Here is a 15,979-nt window from a genome sequence, read left to right as displayed (position 1 = left end):
CTGTGGGCGGGATGAAAAGCAAAAGGCTCGCCAACCCCGCCAAAAAACAGCGGAAAAGGGCAGTGAGGTCCCTTTTCCGCCCGACATCATCGTCCTTCCCGCCCTTTCAGGTAGTGGGCCACCGCCTGCGCACGGTTCGACACACCCAGCTTGTCATACAGGTTTTTCAGGTGGAACTTGACCGTGTTCAGGGAGATATCCAGCTTTCCCGCAATCTGGGCGTTGGTCAGGCCACTGGCCAGTGCCGCCAGCAGTTCCCGTTCACGCGGGGTCAGCCCCGAGAACGGATCATTGGCCAGCTGGCTGACATCAACGAACGGGAACATCATCCGCCCATCGGCCACCGCCGCCACCGTTTCCAGCAATTGCGCCGGCGGATCAGACTTGGAACAGAACCCGGCAGCGCCCAGCGACATGGCAACACGCGGAATTTCCGGGCTGGCACTGCCGGTATAGACGATCACCCGCGGGGCCGCCGAGCGCCCTTGAAGGGCCTGCAACACGCCACGACCATCCATATAGGGCATTTCCCAACCGATGATGGCGACATCAAAGGTCAGCCGCTCGACGGCTGAAATGAAACGTTCACCATCGGGGGTAGTCGCCACCAACGCGAAACGGTCATCCCCGGCAAACAGCTTGATCAGGCTGCTCATCAGCAACGGGTTCTTTTCGGCGATCACAATGTCGATAGGGCGGCGGCGCTTGTTGCCGGAGCCTTGGCCGTCTTCGTTATTTTCTTCCGACATTCCTGTCTCATCCATTCCCGACGTCAGCAACGCGGCGGAGATTTTCTTATTTCATCCAACGGTTCACAACGACACGGGCCGTGTCATCGATATGTAAAAGAACCGTACCGCAAACAGCCCCCAGAACACCAGCCCCGCCACACCGGCTTTCGTCGCTTTTTAAATTTTAGAGCGATTCCAACTGTTGCGGGCGTCGGTCCTGTTCGTTTTCCGATTCTGTTTATGGGGCTTCTGCGTCGATTAGTCCAGAAGCTCTGGCCGGAAAAACTGGTAATTCGCCTTTCCCTGTTCCTTGGCGTGGTACATCGCCGCATCCGCATGGCGCAGAATATCGTCCGATGTATCGCCATGGTTCGGCAGGACGGCAATCCCGATCGAGGCCGAAACACGCCCCTCACGGACTTTCCCGTCATCAACCGACAGGTCAAACGGCACCGTCAGACTCTCGATGATCCGCCCGGCCACCTGCCCGGCGCCTTCGGGGCTGTCGAGGTTGCCCATGATGATGGTGAACTCGTCACCGCCCAGACGGGCCACGGTATCGGATTCCCGCACGCATTTGCGCAGCCGCCCGGCAGCACCTTTCAGCAGCAGGTCCCCGGCATCGTGCCCCAGCGTATCGTTGACCGCCTTGAATCCGTCAAGGTCGATGAACATCAGCCCGACCATCGTCCCCGCCCGCCGTGCCGCCGACACCGCCTGATCCAGCCGGTCATTGAACAGGGCACGGTTGGGCAGGCCGGTCAGGGAATCATAGTTGGCCTGGAAACGGATGCGCTCTTCGTCGCGTTTGCGCTGGGTGATGTCGTTGACCACGATCACAATCCGGTGCGAAGTCCCGACGCTGTCAGGCACCACCGATGCCGCCAGACGGGCAGCATATTCGCCACCGTCCAACCGGGAACTCCAGAATTCCAGTTCACAGCTCTGGCGGGCCATCAACTCGGCCACCATTTCTTCAAAGACCGGCTCGTTTCCAGGGAACAACACCTCCTGCACCGTGCGGTCCAGGCATTGTTCCGACATCCAGCCGGTGATGCGGGCGCAGGCCGCATTGGCCATTGAAATGCGCCCCCGCGCATCACTGACCAGAATGCCCTCGGCGGTGGTTTCAAACACCGTCCCGGCGACCTTCAGGCGGGCCTCGGCAGCCTTGCGGTCGCTGATGTCGCGGAACACCACCACCACGCCCGAAATGTCGCCGTCATCTTCGATTGGACTGGCGGCATATTCGGCATCAAAGGTATGCCCCGTGCGGGCAACCAGTGTCTGCTCGATCCGCTGGCCCATCACCCCCAGCCGCATCGCAGCCCGGATCCGCAGCCCCTTGCCCTTGCGGCGACCTTCCCCGGCCAGGAACACCTCGTTGGCGGCCCGGCCCTGCAGGTCGCCTTGCTCATAGCCCAGCATTGCCGCTGCCGCCGGATTGGCAAAGGTAATCTTGCCATCCATATCCAGGCCGACAATCCCGTCCCCGGCAGAATCAAGAATGCCCTGCGTCTGCCGCGACAGACGCCGCAGGTCACGGGTTCGTTCCTCGACCTTCTGCTCCAGCTCTTCCTTGTACCGGCGTTCGGCCTCTTCGGCGCGCTTGCGGTCGGTAATGTCGCGGATGATGCCGGTCAGCAAGCGGTTCCGGCCCAGGCGCAACTCGGTTACATTCAACTCCAGCGGGAAGATCGAGCCATCCTTGCGACGGCCCTCCAGCTCGCGCCCCTTCCCCAGCACCCCCGAGGCACCGTTGCTGCGGAATGTTTTCATATAACCGTCATGATGCGATGCATGGGGCTCAGGCATCAGCACTGACAGGTTCCGCCCGACCACTTCACTGCTGCTGTAGCCGAAAATGGCTTCGGCAGCCCGGTTGAACGACTGGATGATCCCCATGTCATCGGCAGAAATAATCGCTTCGGCAACGGTATCGAGAATACCCTGCAACCGCTGTTCACGCTCGCGCACGGCCTCGGCGGACCGCAACTGCTGGCGAATGTCGCGCGCTTCCAGCATGAAACTGTCGGCCCGTCCCAGCGCCGTAAAGCGGGCCTCGACGTCGATTGCTTCACCCTGACGGTCAACAAATTTCAGCGGCAGCAGGCCACTTTCCCCGGCCAGCGTTTCCAGCCCGAGTTCGATCATCGCCTGATAGTCCGGGTGCACGATATCGGGCAGCGTCCGTTCCATCAGGGTGTCGGCATCCAGATCCAGCAGAACCTGGGCCGATTTGTTGGCAAGGGTGATCCGCCCCTGCCCGTCAACCAGACACATGAAATCGAGGGCAAGATTGACCAGCGAGCGATAGCGGCGCTCGCTTTCCAGGATTTCCTGCACCGCCTGCATGCGCTCACCGACCGGATGGGCATGCACCAGATAGGCAGGCCCACGGGCAGCGGCCAGCGTTCCGGCCATTGCCCCCTGCCCCAAAGCCTCGGCGGGGATTGGCAGCACACGCATTTCGACTTCGACCGGATGGCCGCAGGCATCGACCAGCATCAGGGGCAGTGAATCGGCCTCGACCAGTTCGCCCAGGCCGTCTTCGAGAATTGGCTGATAGTCGATATGGATAATGTCGATCAGCGGCTTGCCGATCAGGGATGCGCCATCGGCCTTCCTGTCCAGCAATACCCGTCCGGCGGGATTGAGGTAGGTGATCACCGAATCAACACACAGACAGATCATGTCCGGGCTGAGATCGGCGACATAATCAGCCAAGTCTGAACGGCTTGTGCAGCTGCCCATCGTTGCGCGTTCCCCCCCCGTCATCATACCCGTGACATCCAAATCAGACAGACCCATCACTCTAAGAGTATGCGGCATCACCCTGCAAGTCGAGGGATACCCCGGAGCCATGACCGCGCTGGCTCACGGCTCCGATCCTGTTGATGCTGAATTATTCTTTGAAAGAATGACCGCAGCTACGTTACCGGTAGTCTTTATCCGCTGATAGCGCGCGATATTCAAGACTTAAGTGCTGGGTTTCTCCGGTGCGGGAAAGGAAGGCGAAGGACAAGCAGAAACATCAGACAAACAGCATAGAGCCACGGTGAAGATGTATCCGCTTTGACCATCCAGAAGTAGTGCAAAATCCCTAGAACACTGGCCAGATAGACACTTTTATGCAGAAACACCCAGCGCCGCCCGCCCAAACGGCGAATCAATGCCGGGATCGAGGTCACCGCCAGAACCAGCAGGATCACCGCCGAAGCCATTCCCAGCGTAATATAGGTCCGCTTCAGAATATCGCCCCAGATCACAGCCCAGTCAAAATACTGATCCAGCACGACATAGGACAGTAAATGTAAAAGGGCGTAAGCAAAGGCCCACAAACCCAGGGGCCGCCGCAACCGCATGACCGCAGTCCAGCCGGAAAAACGCCGCAGGGGCGTCACCAGCAAGGCAACCAGCAGCCCGCGCAAGGCCCAGTCTCCCAGAAAGCGGGTGATGGCCTCGATCGGGTTTGCCCCCAGCCTGTCCTGCCACGCCGCCAGCACAACCCATACCAACGGCAGCAGGCAGGCAGCATGCACCACCGGTTTCAGCCAGCGGGGAAACCAGCGCGGATTGATCAGCCCGCCGCCCTGCTGACGCCCACGCACGGCCTCAGTAGAATTTTGCAAGGTCCATCCCCTTGTACAAATCCGCTACCTGCTCGCCATAGCCATTGAACGGCAAGGTTTCCCGTCGGCGAAATTCCCCGATCCGGCGCTCTCGTGCCTGGCTCCAGCGCGGATGATCGACCGCCGGGTTGACGTTGGCATAAAAACCGTACTCGGTCGGACCAGCCTTGGCCCACGAGGTCAGCGGTGCCGTTTCAACAAACGAAATCCGCACGATCGACTTGATCGACTTGAAACCGTATTTCCATGGCACCACCAGCCGCGCCGGGGCACCATTCTGGTTGGGCAGAACACTGCCGTACAGACCCACCGCCAGAATGGTCAACGGATGAACAGCCTCATCCATCCGCAGCCCCTCGACATAGGGCCAGTCGAGAACCGCCCGCCGCACCCCCGGCATCTGGACCGGATCATTCAGCGTTTCAAAGCGGATGAAGCGGGCCGACGACAACGGCTGAAAACGGTCGATCACCGCCTTCAGCGACACCCCGACCCACGGAATGACCATCGACCAGGCTTCAACGCAGCGCAGGCGATAGATGCGTTCTTCCAGCGGCATGCCCAACAGGGTTTCGACGTCCAGAACCCCCGGTTTGGCACAGGCCCCGTCAACGGTGATCGTCCACGGGCGCGGCTTCAGACTGGCCGCATAGCGGACCGGGTCGCCCTTGTCGGTACCGAACTCGTAGTAATTGTTGTAGCTGGTGGCGTCCTTGTACGGCGTCAGCGTCTCGCCGGATGTTGACAACGGGCTTTCCTGCACTCCCGGCAAGACTGCCAGCCCTTCCCCGTCCGCCGGGCGGGACACCGCCGCCTGCGCACGACCGCTCCCCAGCGCCAGGGCACCGCCAGCAATCACACCTGCCGTCCCTTGCAGAAAGGTCCGCCGGTTGAGGTAATCATCATAAGGAGTGACCGCACTCTCGCGTTCCATCCAACGCGCCAACGACCGGATCAGCATAACCAGACGCTCCGTACTGTATAAGGAAGTATTGCGGACACTATGCCATGCCCGTCACCCTTCTGCCTCTCACATGCCCGTGACCATCACTCTCAGCCGCAACACCGGGGCTCAGGGATAAAAAAATTGCAAAAAAGCACAAAAAAGAGTTGGGTCATGCGGTCTACAGTTGCAAGACAGCGCAGAAAGGCCCACTGTCGCGCCTAGCCGATCCACCATGGACCAGACCGACAGCAGCCCCCCGCCACAAGGGAGGCTTTCGGGTTGTTTCCACGGAGGCAGTCGGACTTTTTCTTTCTCTTTCGAAAGCCATCGAGCGAAGGAGTCATCGTGCGTAAGCTTTCTCTGGTTGCCGGCGCTATCGCCGCTACCGTCTGTGCCCTGTCGGCCGCCTCGGCCATGGCTGAAGTGAAGCCGAACCAGAAGTTCGGTGATTGGACCGCCAACTGCGAAGGTGACGGTGCCAAGCGCATCTGCCACATCGCCCAGGCCCCCACCACCAAGGAAGACAAGCGGACCATGCTGGCCGTTGTTGTCGCCATGGTGCCGCAGCAAGATGGCAAAAAGGCCCCCCAGATGACCATCATCGCCCCGCTGGGGACGCTGCTGGTTCCGGGTCTGAACCTGCAAATTGACGACGACAAGCCCAACCGGGTGCCGTTCGTTCAGTGTGCCCAGCCCGGCTGCCGGACCACCCTGACCCTGGATCAGACCGGCGTGCAGAGCTTCAAATCCGGCAAGACGTTCAAGGTGTCCTATGTGATGCCAAACGGTCAGTCGATCACCATTCCGGTCAGCCTGAATGGTTTCTCGGCTGGTCTTGACGGACTGAGCAAGTAACCCCATTTCGGGTTTACCTGCGACACCCTGCCAAAAGGCGCCCGGAGGACTGTCCCCGGGCGCCTTTTGTGTCCAGAATGTTGCACACAGGGCGTCGCACGAAAAACGGGAACCGGTTTTCACAAAACCAACAGGACCATCTCATGCACGCCATCCTTCACACCTTGCGGCGCATCTTTGGCATTCGCCGGATCAAGGGGCTGGTGCTGGCGGGCTGCATGATGGGCGTGACCGCCAGCTGCGCTCCGATCGAGACGGAACTGCTGATACCGGCCCGGACCACCCTGTCAACGTCCCCTCTGTACAAGGCACAGCACCCCTGGTCCGGCCCCCTGCTGGGTGATGGAACGGCCAGAGCGCTGCCGCAGGTCATTGGCGCGGTCGAACTGACCTCGACGGATCCACGGGTGGGGGGATTGTCCGGGCTGACCATCGCGCCAGACGGAACCGCCACCTTCATTTCCGACCGGGGCTACTGGCTTCGCCTGCCACTGCCCGGACAACAGGACCGTTTTCCTTCCGCCATTCCGGACTGGTCGATTGATTTTCTGCATCAGGAACAGGGCCTTCCCCTGAGTGGCAGCAAGGAACTGGATGCCGAAGAGGTCACCAGCACCCCCAACGGCGGGCAGATTGTCAGCTTTGAACGCCATCACCGGCTGGCGTATTACCCACCCCTTGAAAACGGCAGGCCGCCCCTTGCGGGCAACGCCCACCTGCTCCCCCCTCCTCCGGGCCTGCAGGAAGCGCCTTACAACGGCGGCATTGAATCCCTGACGGTCCTGCCCGACGGTCGGCTGATTGCATTGCTGGAGGGCGATCAGGGCGGAGACCACACCACCGGCTGGCTGGCAACGCCGCAGGGCCCATGGTCAGACAGCGTTCCCCCGCTGGTCTGGAGCAGCTTTTCGCTCGCCCTTGACCATGACTTTGTCCCGACCTCCCTCGCCGTTCTGGGAGACGCCCCGGAGACGATGACCGCCATCATTCTCGAGCGCAGCTTTCACCTGACCAGCGGCTTTGCCGCCCGCCTGACCCGTGTGCCGCTGCGTGATCTCCTGAACGCGACCCCAAAGACGCCCCCGATCCGTAGTGAGGTCATCGCCTGGTTGACGCAGGATCCGGTTCAGGACAACTGGGAAGGCCTGACCCGTGACCCGCGAAACCCGCATACTCTGTGGATGGTGACCGACAACAATTACCTCTCCCTTCAGCGGACAATGATTCTGACTGTTGACTGTAGCCTGTGCCTCATCGTCTCCCCTTAAAGTACTCCCTTGGGCCTTTTCGGATTTTTAGAGCAGTGAGCGCAAAAGTGGGAACCGGTTTTGCGCAAAATCACTGCGGCACGACAAAAGGTTAGACCAGCGTGCCTGCGTCAGATTTAGCGCACGCTGGTCTAGGCCGCTTGACCCATTGCATGTTTCGTTCTGATATGCCTAAATATTCACGGATTGCAAATCGGAACCCTTCCTGAAACGCTCGCAATCTGACATGCCAGACGGCCGCATCAACCAGAGGGGTATCCGTGTCCAATAACCGACTCTATACTCGCCGCAGTAATCGCACCCGGGGACGGAATACGTGAATGAAGTTTTTAATTGCCGATGATCACCCTCTGGTCCGTCGGGCCCTGTCCTTGACGCTGGAACGCGTTAGCCCGGGTGCGACGGTGCTTGAAGCCGATACCCTCTCTGCCGCTCTGCGCAGCGCAGAGGAACACCCCGATCTGGACCTGTTCCTGATCGACCTGTTCATGCCCGGCAACAATGGTCTGGAAGGATTGACCCTGGCCCGTTCAGCCGTGTCTCCGGTCCCGGTTGTTGTGGTCTCGGCGGATGAAAGCCACCAATCGGCCCTTGGTGCCCTGGAACGGGGAGCCGCAGGATACCTGCCGAAATCCCTGCCCGAAGACGTCATGCGGGCGGCACTGGCGCTGATTCTGGCCGGAGGCATCTATGTTCCGCCGATGATCGCAGAACGTGCCCTGCGCAGTGCGGCGGACTCCCATGCCGCCAGCAGCCCGTCAGGACAGCAGGGCCTTGAGCATGGGCACGGCCCGTCAATTTCGACACCGGGCATCAACGCCCTGACCCCTCGCCAGCGCGAAGTGCTGGATCTGGTGGTTGAGGGGCTGTCCAACAAGGAAATCGCCGAACAGCTGACACTGGCAGAAGCCACTGTCAAGGTGCACGTCACTGCCATTCTGCGCGCCTATGGTGTCAACAACCGCACCAAGGCGATCAGTGCCGCCCGGCGTGAACGTACCGAACACAGTGCAGGGTAAGCGCCCCTTTCCCCGAACAGGGTAAAAAAGCGCAGAACAAATCCCGAGTGGACAGGCCCCCACTCGGGATTTGTTTTGTCCTGCGCCGGGATGAAGCACAAAACAGGCCTGCCTCTCTGGTACGAAAGACTTTGATCTCACCACCCCGCACAGGCATCGTACCCGATCGACATTTTCCGGTAATACCCCTGACCGGTACCAGTCCAGGGGTAAGTGACGAGTGCAAGTATGGAAACCCTGAAATCCTATTGGTCTGCCCCGGAAATCATCGCCAACAGCCTGATCTTTCTGCATTTGCTGGGGGCGCTGGCGGTGGGTATCGTCCTTGGATACGAACGGTCGTACCATGGGCGGGCCGCCGGAATGCGCACCTATGTTCTGGTCTGCCTGACCTCCACCGCCCTGACGGTGATCAACGGCTTCCCCGGTGCCTGGTACGGCGGCCTGACCCAAACCCCGGCCATTGGCGACCCGACCCGGGTCATTCAGGGCATTCTGGCCGGGATGGGCTTTTTGGGGGCCGGGGTGATCATCCGCGATGGCATGACCATCCGCGGACTGTCAACCGCCGCCTCGCTGTGGATGACCGCCGGGGTCGGGGTCTTGATTGGCGTTGGCTTTTATGCGGCAGCGCTGGCGGCGACCACCATCGCCATCATCGTGATGAGCAGCTTTCGCTGGGTGGAGCGCATCCTGCCGCACCAGACCACCGTCCACCTGTCCCTGACCTATCCCCGCCACCACACCGCCGAGCGGGACGAGATCGTCGCCATTGTCGGCAAGTACGGTTACGAGGCGCAGGACTGGAGCTATACCCTCGACGGCGATCATGATCACTTCAAGTATGACCTGATCCTGCTGGGGCCACGGATCGACCATACCGCCGGGCTGGCTGACGAGCTGAAGGCCATGAATGCGCTGATGAATTTCACTCTGGCCCCTGCCCGCACATAAAAAATCAGGACACTGCATTTTTCTCTTGCCAGCCATCGCACAGGCAGCCTATAAAGCGCCTCCCACAGCGCGGGTGTAGCTCAGTTGGTTAGAGTGCCGGCCTGTCACGCCGGAGGTCGCGGGTTCGAGCCCCGTCACTCGCGCCATTATCAAAAAGGCTCCTTCACCAGAAGGAGCCTTTTTGTTGCGGCGATCACACCGCTGTTGCCACAAAAACCGCCGTGTCCAGTGTAAAGGTTCCGTCGGCCTCAAAGGCAAAATGCTGACGCACATCGGCACTGGCGCACTGCTGCAATGCCCGGATGGCCTGCCGGTGGGTTTCAGGGGTTGCCATCCGCTCGACCCACGAGGTGAATTCCAGCCGTAGCCGCCCCGGGATGACCCGCTCGACGCGGAACCCCGCCTGCTGCAACACCTGCTGCCACGCGCTGACCGAGGCATTGCGCACATGCGATGGATCGCGCAGCAGTTCCAGACTTTGCAGCCACGTATCACACAAGCGGTCCTCGGGTGCCACCACGTCACTGAAAAAGGCCATCGCTCCCGGCTTGGCCACCCGCCGCAAACTGCGCAGGCCGGGCAACAGGTCGCGCCAGTGGTGGGCACTGTAACGACTGGCCACCAGATCAAACGAGGCATCCGGGCAGGTCAACCCCTCGACCGGCAGGCATTTGGTGACCAGAGTGTCAAAGCCGCGCCGCTTCACCTCCTGCTCGACCACCGCCAGCATCTGCGCCGACAGGTCACAGGCCACCACCCGACCGACCAGCGGGGCCAGACAATAGGTGACATGGCCGCCACCACAGCCCGCATCCAGCACGGTGGCCTGTGGCGGCAGGGTTTGGGCGATCTCGGCCAGCAGGCGCAGGTCTTCGCCGTGGGCATGCACGGCACTGGTCAGATAGTCGTGCGCCCGTGGCCCGAAATGGCGGTCAACGACCGCATTATGCGCTGTCTGAGTGGGTGTTTGCATCAAGGCCTCCTGCGGCGGATTGAATGGTCGCACAGCTTTGACCGGTTTTCTGACTGGTACAAGATAAGCATTTATCATGGTATAAAATCTGCCTGCCGTGGAACCCATATGAAACTGATATGGCAGAAAGAGATAAATTGTTTTTGCCTTATATCGAAAGCCAGCGCACCCTGAGCACCAGCCCTCCCAACGAGGGAATGCATCATCAGGAGGATAGGTCCGTGCAGTCGTTTCAATGGGAAGACCCGTTTTTGCTCGATGGCCAGCTGAGTGAAGACGAAAAACTGATCCGCGATTCCGCTCGTGCATATTGCCAGGATCAACTGCAGCCGCGCGTCCTGTCCGCCTACCGAGAAGAACGCTTTGACCGCGAAATCATGTCCGAAATGGGCGAGCTGGGCCTGCTGGGCGCCACCCTGCCGGAAGAATTCGGCGGCGCCGGGGCCAGCCACGTTGCCTATGGCCTGATCGCCCGCGAAGTCGAGCGCGTGGACAGCGGCTATCGCTCGGCGATGAGCGTGCAGTCGTCGCTGGTGATGCACCCGATCTATGCCTATGGCAGTGACGAGCAGAAAAAGAAGTATCTGCCGAAACTGGCCTCGGGCGAAATCGTCGGCTGCTTTGGCCTGACCGAACCCGACGCCGGTTCCGATCCGGGCAGCATGCGCACCCGCGCCAAAAAGGTTGATGGCGGCTATCTGATCAGCGGCCAGAAGATGTGGATCACCAACAGCCCGATCGCTGACATCGCTGTGGTGTGGGCCAAGTCCGACGCCCATGACGGCAAGATCAAGGGCTTTATCGTCGAACGCGGCACCAAGGGCTTCACCACCCCGAAAATCGAAGGCAAGCTGTCGCTGCGCGCCTCGGTCACCGGTGAAGTGGTGCTGGACGAAGCCTTTGTCCCCGAAGAAAACCTGCTGCCCGGCGCCACCGGTCTGGGTGGTCCGTTCGGTTGCCTGAACAAGGCCCGCTATGGCATCGCCTGGGGCGTGATCGGCTCGGCCGAATTCTGCTGGCATGCCGCCCGCCAGTACACGCTGGACCGCAAGCAGTTCAACCGTCCGCTCGCCGCTACCCAGCTGGTACAAAAGAAGCTGGCCGACATGCAGACCGAAATCACCCTCGCCACCCAGGCTGCCCTGCGCGTTGGCCGGATGATGGACGAAGGCACCTGGGCCCCCGAAGCGGTGTCGCTGATCAAGCGCAACAACGTCGGCAAGGCTCTGGACATTGCCCGTCTGGCCCGCGACATGCACGGCGGCAACGGCATTTCCGACGAATTCCAGGTGATCCGCCACATGGTCAATCTGGAAACCGTCAACACCTACGAAGGAACCCACGACGTTCACGCCCTGATCCTGGGTCGTGCACAGACTGGCCTGCAGGCGTTCGGGTAAGGTTTACCCCGTCAGCCTGTTGTCTCCGGGCTGACAGCGCGCCTTCCTGACAGGCTCTTCTCCGGCATTCACAGTGTTGCCCCACGTCCAGCGCCGGGGGAGAGCCTGCCTTTTTTATACCGTTTCCCCACATCGCCCGTTTCCCCGCAAAGGATACCGATCATGGCCGATACTCCTGCTGGCCCCTTGTCGCACCTGCGTATTCTCGACCTGTCGCGCGTGCTGGCCGGTCCGTGGTGCGGCCAGTTGCTGGCCGATCTGGGAGCCGAGGTGATCAAGATCGAACGCCCGCAGGGCGGCGATGATACCCGTGGCTGGGGCCCGCCGTTTCTGGCCGACAGCACCGAAAGCGCCTATTACCTGTCCTGCAATCGCGGGAAAAAATCGGTCACCATCGACATGGCCTCGCCCGACGGTCAGGCGCTGATCCGCGATCTGGCGACCAAATGCGATGTGGTGCTGGAAAACTTCAAGGTCGGCGGCCTGAAAAAATACGGCCTCGACTATGACAGCCTGAAGGCGGTCAAACCCGATCTGATTTACTGCTCGATCACCGGCTTTGGTCAGGATGGCCCCTATGCCCAGCGGGCGGGCTATGACTTCATGATTCAGGGCATGGGCGGCATCATGAGCCTGACCGGCGAGCCGGACGGCCTGCCGACCAAGACCGGGGTTGCCTTTACCGACATTTTCACCGGCCTGTATTCGACCGTCGCCGTGCTGGCTGCGCTGACCAAACGCGACCGCAGCGGCGAAGGTCAGCATATCGACATGGCCCTGCTGGATGTACAGGTCGGGGTGCTCGCCAATCAGGCGATGAATTACCTGACCTCGGGCAAAGCCCCGCGCCGGATGGGCAATGCGCATCCGAACATCGTTCCCTATCAGGCCTTTGCCACGCAGGACGGCCACCTGATTCTGGCCGTTGGCAACGATGGTCAGTTCGCCCGCTTCTGCACGCTGGCCGGTCGCCCCGATCTGGCTGAAGACGAGCGGTTCCGCACCAACGCCAGCCGCGTTGCCAACCGCGCCGAGCTGGTGCCGGTCGTCGCCGGGCTGGTTGCGATGCGCACCACCGCCGACTGGATTGCCGTGCTGGAAGATCAGGCGGTTCCCTGTGGCCCGATCAACACCCTTGATCAGGTGTTTGCCGACCCGCAGGTGATCGCGCGCGGCCTGAAACAAACCCTGCCGCACCCACAGGCCGGAACGGTCGATCTGGTCGCCAACCCGATCCGCTACAACGAATGGCCGTCGGTGGCCACCTCGGCTCCGCCCACTCTGGGGCAGGATACCGCGGCGGTGCTGGGCAGCCTGTTGGGCCTCAGCGACGACCAGCAGACCGCGCTGCGCGAAAAGGGCGTTCTGTAAAAAATATACATCCCGAGATACGGCAGCCCTGGGCAGAGGGTCTGCCGCAGGCTCCCCGGCAGACATCCCCTACCGCCTGCCGGGGAGCTTTTTTTTATTTCCGCGTCGCCGTTATTTCAAGGTCATTACCAGCCGCAGCGCTCCCCAGTGCTGGCCACAAATGATCAGCGGCATCGAAATGTCCCGCATCATCACCACGTTGCCGTCCCCGATGTCACGGGCATAGGTCTGTAACAGGAACGGCTTGGTGTTGCGGGCGGCAGACAGGCCGGTGCGGTCATTAAAGATGCGGCGATTGCGGCAGTACGCATTATTCCACGCCGGATCATCGCCTTGCGGCTGGGAGTACTGACTGTTATGGGTCGGCAAGTACCCGTTGCGATCGACCGCACAGCACAAGGCAGCCTTTGGCAGTTCCTTTAGAACTTCGTCCTGCAACGCTGGCAGAATGGCATCAAAGACCGGCAGATAGCGCACGGTAAACTGTGGCGGATTGCTACCCGGAATCAACTGATACTGCGTATCGAACAGCTCTTCGGGCTTCAGACGCCGCTCTTGCACCGCCTTTTCGATCACCTGTACGACCATGTCCCGCCGCTGCGCCAGATAGGTCTTGATGCTGTCGGTTTCAGCGGCAGCCTGTTGCAAAATCCCCTGCAACCGCCCACGCAGTTCATCGCCCACGTTCAGGAATTCCAGTCGGTATCCATAGGGCAACTCACCAGCCACCCGTACCCGGACTTTGCCCAGCCTGGAAATATCGAGGGTCAACAAAGCCCCGGGCTGGACGTCTTTGGCGGCAATCCGTGCCTGAGCCCCGCCCAGCGACACTTCGATCAGGGTCACCCGTGCCCCGCTTTCAACGATGCGGCCATCCATTTCAATTGGCATGCGCAGCGAACGGCGGCGGTCTGCCGACGGAAAACCACGGACGGTTACCGTCAGGCGGGAATGCAGTTGTTCGACTTCCGAAGTTACTTTCGCCGCACAGGTCTGCAGTGAACTGGCTGTATCGGCTGAATGGTCAACTTGTTCCATGATGCCAAGGACGCCTTTTTCCGCCTCGGATGCACTGGCGGCGGCGATCCCGGCGGTCTGATTGATTTCTTGCGCTGACCGCATCTGTTCGGAGGTCGACTTCTGAACGGTTTCGGTGATATCGCGAATGCCGCCAATGGACTGGGCAATTTGCTCGATGGCGCTGACCGCTGCACGCACCGCCCCGGTAATATCATTCACCTGCACGGCAATTTCCCCGGCGGCAGTTTCGGTTCTGCGGGCAAGATCCTTCACCTCGTGCGCGACAACGGCAAAGCCTTTGCCGTATTCACCAGCGCGAGCCGCTTCGATGGTTGCGTTCAGGGCCAGCAGGTTGGTCTGCTTGGCAATCCCCTGGATCAGCTCCAGCCCGTTGGCCACCCGCCCTCCCACTTCAGACAGGGCCTGAATGACACCGCTGGCTTCATTGGCCTGCTCGACGGTAGACGAGACATAAAGGGTAGCCTGATCGACGCTGCTGCGGGTTTCCCGCGATGTGGTTTCCATCTCCATGGCGGCATCGGCAACAGCCTGAATACAGGACGACGCCGACTCAACAGAGTTCTGGACCGTTTGGGCATCAAGGCGGATCACATCCATCGTCTGGGTCATCGCCGACGACAGCTCCAGCAGGATCGCGTTTTCTTCGGCCGCCACCCGCGAGGCGGTGGTCATTTCCTCTTCGATGAACGAAGCCATCGCTTCGCTTTCCTGCTGGCGGTTTTCCCGTGACGACAGATCAAAATAAGCCCGCAAGGCAACACTCATGTCCAGCATCACCGCCCGGATGAACGTCTGCATACCAGTGACTGACAGGCCGGCTTTTTTCCCGAAGAGACCGGTGATTCTGGTGCCATCCCCCTGTAACTCACCAAGCATCGCGGTCAACAGGCGGGCATAGCTGCCGATGTACCAGTCGGGAGTCAGTCCGACCCGGACATGGGCAATGCCGATCCGCTCGGCCCGGCGGAAATAGTCCGGCCCCAAACCGCCCGTCAACAGCGCTTTCCAGTGGTTTTTCTGCGCGGCCTTCAGCTGCTCGAGGCCCGGCCCCTTGCCCAGTGTTCCCCGCAGTTCCTCGGTTTGCTGAATGTCGCTGTAAAAGCGGTCCAGGACACCATCCAGATACGGCTCGATTGCCCCCCACACCTGCCGTAGATCCTCGGCACGGTCTCCCCCCATGCCGAAAAAGGCAAGTATACGGTGCTCGGGGCTATCGTCCCTGTCGTGCTGTGGATTGGGTCCCGGCATCGCTGCCCCCTTAAAGACGGTTCCTGTGATCCGTCAGGGAATGCGAATTGTATGCCAGATGCCAAAGACGACCCCCGGCATAACCACAGCCTCAAAAGGCGATCAAAAATACACGGAAATGCACTTTGCTTCGCAATATGCAATCCATCTTGCAGTTAGTTGATGCCGACCTCGGGGGGACGCGGCAGGGCAATCGTCCGGTCAGAGGCGCCCTCGGGCGCGTCGGCATGGGTCATAAGGATGGTCATCGCCTCCATCGAGGTATCGATGGTCCAGCGCACCTGCGCTTCTCCCCGGCCATTTCCGGCAGCGACCACTTCGGGCAGAACATGCTTTTGCAGCAATCCGGCCACCCCGGCCAGCGCCCGCGCAGCCAGCCGCAGGTCTCCGGCCTTCACCGTATAGCTCCCCTGTGCCTCGACCTGCGATGCAATGGCAAGCAGAACATCCATCATCGCCGCAACATCAGGGGAAATTCGCTCGGTGGTCCGGGCAAAATACCGTAACTGCGCGCAATAAAACCCATACCCCGACATTGACC

The 15,979-nt window shown here is 60.8% G+C and carries 13 protein-coding genes and 1 tRNA gene; 7 read left to right on the top strand and 7 right to left on the bottom strand.

Going from position 1 to position 15,979, the window contains the following annotated elements; genetic code table 11:
- Positions 1-86: 86 nt before the first annotated feature.
- The 4 genes from BW995_RS14785 to msrP all read right to left on the bottom strand — a co-directional run bounded on the left by BW995_RS14785 (position 87) and on the right by msrP (position 5,324).
- A complete protein-coding gene (locus BW995_RS14785) occupies positions 87-749 on the bottom strand; it encodes a LuxR C-terminal-related transcriptional regulator (RefSeq protein WP_076401171.1) in 663 nt (220 codons plus the stop codon).
- A gap of 240 nt (positions 750-989) precedes the next feature.
- Complete coding sequence (locus tag BW995_RS14780) at positions 990-3,458, bottom strand: sensor domain-containing protein (RefSeq protein ID WP_175617086.1); 2,469 nt, start codon at positions 3,456-3,458, stop codon at positions 990-992.
- Between the two features lie 245 nt (positions 3,459-3,703).
- Positions 3,704-4,363 (bottom strand): protein-methionine-sulfoxide reductase heme-binding subunit MsrQ, encoded by a 660-nt coding sequence (locus BW995_RS14775; protein WP_245821474.1) that lies wholly within the window; start codon positions 4,361-4,363, stop codon positions 3,704-3,706.
- A complete protein-coding gene (msrP, locus tag BW995_RS14770) occupies positions 4,347-5,324 on the bottom strand; it encodes a protein-methionine-sulfoxide reductase catalytic subunit MsrP (protein WP_076401168.1) in 978 nt (325 codons plus the stop codon). Before msrP ends, BW995_RS14775 begins: the two co-directional genes overlap by 17 nt.
- Before the next feature lie 330 nt (positions 5,325-5,654).
- Between msrP and BW995_RS14765 the strand changes: the two genes are divergently transcribed.
- From BW995_RS14765 to BW995_RS14745, 5 genes are all read left to right on the top strand, one after another.
- Positions 5,655-6,164, top strand: coding sequence for an invasion associated locus B family protein (locus BW995_RS14765; RefSeq protein WP_076401167.1), 510 nt, complete (start codon positions 5,655-5,657; stop codon positions 6,162-6,164).
- A gap of 143 nt (positions 6,165-6,307) precedes the next feature.
- Positions 6,308-7,432: an esterase-like activity of phytase family protein gene (locus tag BW995_RS14760; RefSeq protein WP_076401166.1), complete on the top strand. Its 1,125-nt coding sequence runs from the start codon at positions 6,308-6,310 to the stop codon at positions 7,430-7,432.
- A 320-nt stretch (positions 7,433-7,752) separates the two neighbouring features.
- Positions 7,753-8,451 carry a response regulator gene (locus tag BW995_RS14755; protein WP_076401165.1) on the top strand — a complete coding sequence of 233 codons (699 nt, stop codon included), beginning with the start codon at positions 7,753-7,755 and terminating at the stop codon, positions 8,449-8,451.
- Between the two features lie 228 nt (positions 8,452-8,679).
- Positions 8,680-9,405 carry an MgtC/SapB family protein gene (locus BW995_RS14750; RefSeq protein WP_076401164.1) on the top strand — a complete coding sequence of 242 codons (726 nt, stop codon included), beginning with the start codon at positions 8,680-8,682 and terminating at the stop codon, positions 9,403-9,405.
- 69 nt (positions 9,406-9,474) lie between these two features.
- Positions 9,475-9,551: transfer RNA gene (locus BW995_RS14745), tRNA-Asp, on the top strand.
- 47 nt (positions 9,552-9,598) lie between these two features.
- On the opposite strand, the gene BW995_RS14740 is transcribed toward BW995_RS14745, so the two are convergent.
- Complete coding sequence (locus BW995_RS14740; protein WP_076401163.1) at positions 9,599-10,378, bottom strand: class I SAM-dependent methyltransferase; 780 nt, start codon at positions 10,376-10,378, stop codon at positions 9,599-9,601.
- Positions 10,379-10,599: 221 nt separating this feature from the next.
- Between BW995_RS14740 and BW995_RS14735 the strand changes: the two genes are divergently transcribed.
- Positions 10,600-11,778 (top strand): acyl-CoA dehydrogenase, encoded by a 1,179-nt coding sequence (locus BW995_RS14735; protein ID WP_139332941.1) that lies wholly within the window; start codon positions 10,600-10,602, stop codon positions 11,776-11,778.
- Between the two features lie 162 nt (positions 11,779-11,940).
- The gene (locus BW995_RS14730) at positions 11,941-13,149 is read left to right on the top strand and encodes a CaiB/BaiF CoA transferase family protein (protein ID WP_076401162.1); all 1,209 of its coding nucleotides are present in this window, start codon (positions 11,941-11,943) and stop codon (positions 13,147-13,149) included.
- 111 nt (positions 13,150-13,260) lie between these two features.
- Here BW995_RS14730 and BW995_RS14725 read toward each other — a convergent pair whose 3' ends face one another.
- The gene (locus BW995_RS14725; protein WP_076401161.1) at positions 13,261-15,438 is read right to left on the bottom strand and encodes a protoglobin domain-containing protein; all 2,178 of its coding nucleotides are present in this window, start codon (positions 15,436-15,438) and stop codon (positions 13,261-13,263) included.
- Between the two features lie 155 nt (positions 15,439-15,593).
- Positions 15,594-15,893 (bottom strand): hypothetical protein, encoded by a 300-nt coding sequence (locus BW995_RS14720; RefSeq protein ID WP_217696102.1) that lies wholly within the window; start codon positions 15,891-15,893, stop codon positions 15,594-15,596.
- Positions 15,894-15,979: the final 86 nt, after the last annotated feature.

Source organism: Insolitispirillum peregrinum, assembly GCF_900156605.1.
Lineage (GTDB): Bacteria > Pseudomonadota > Alphaproteobacteria > Rhodospirillales > Rhodospirillaceae > Insolitispirillum > Insolitispirillum peregrinum.
The sequence above is the reverse complement of the archived record's forward strand: the minus strand, read 5'-3'. Positions and strand labels throughout refer to the sequence as shown.

What these genes read in the sequence shown, in the direction of transcription:
- BW995_RS14785 (WP_076401171.1), bottom strand. Translation starts at nt 749, where the DNA reads ATGTCGGAAGAAAATAACGAAGACGGCCAAGGCTCCGGCAACAAGCGC.
- msrP (WP_076401168.1), bottom strand. Translation starts at nt 5,324, where the DNA reads ATGCTGATCCGGTCGTTGGCGCGTTGGATGGAACGCGAGAGTGCGGTC.
- BW995_RS14760 (WP_076401166.1), top strand. Translation starts at nt 6,308, where the DNA reads ATGCACGCCATCCTTCACACCTTGCGGCGCATCTTTGGCATTCGCCGG.
- BW995_RS14755 (WP_076401165.1), top strand. Translation starts at nt 7,753, where the DNA reads ATGAAGTTTTTAATTGCCGATGATCACCCTCTGGTCCGTCGGGCCCTG.
- BW995_RS14750 (WP_076401164.1), top strand. Translation starts at nt 8,680, where the DNA reads ATGGAAACCCTGAAATCCTATTGGTCTGCCCCGGAAATCATCGCCAAC.
- BW995_RS14740 (WP_076401163.1), bottom strand. Translation starts at nt 10,378, where the DNA reads ATGCAAACACCCACTCAGACAGCGCATAATGCGGTCGTTGACCGCCAT.
- BW995_RS14730 (WP_076401162.1), top strand. Translation starts at nt 11,941, where the DNA reads ATGGCCGATACTCCTGCTGGCCCCTTGTCGCACCTGCGTATTCTCGAC.
- BW995_RS14725 (WP_076401161.1), bottom strand. Translation starts at nt 15,438, where the DNA reads ATGCCGGGACCCAATCCACAGCACGACAGGGACGATAGCCCCGAGCAC.
- BW995_RS14720 (WP_217696102.1), bottom strand. Translation starts at nt 15,893, where the DNA reads ATGATGGATGTTCTGCTTGCCATTGCATCGCAGGTCGAGGCACAGGGG.